Origin of the sequence: Pantoea sp. SIMBA_079, assembly GCF_046940275.1 — a bacterium.
In the GTDB taxonomy this organism is placed as follows: domain Bacteria; phylum Pseudomonadota; class Gammaproteobacteria; order Enterobacterales; family Enterobacteriaceae; genus Pantoea; species Pantoea borealis.
The window spans coordinates 1-229 of sequence record NZ_JAWRYR010001034.1; the positions used below are offsets into that span (position 1 = coordinate 1).

The 229-nt window shown below is 69.0% G+C and carries 1 protein-coding gene; it reads left to right on the forward strand.

Translation table 11 applies throughout. The annotated features are described in order from the left end of the window. On the forward strand, window positions 1–229 hold a 229-nt coding region (locus SB719_RS23055), incomplete at both ends, for a LysR family transcriptional regulator (protein WP_412160175.1).

Sequence of the window (229 nt, forward strand, 5' to 3'; positions counted from 1 at the left end):
ATGGCGGCTTCGCACCGGCCGGGCGGGCGCTGGACATGCCCAAGTCAAAACTCAGCCGGCGAATCGCCGACCTTGAAGACCGTCTGGGCGTGCGGCTGCTGAACCGCACCAGCCGGCACTGCACGCTGACCGAGATCGGCCAGGCCTACTACAACCGTTGCCTGGCCACGCGCGTGGAGGCCGAGGGCGCGGCGGAAATAATCGAGCGCAACCGCAGCGAACCGCGCGG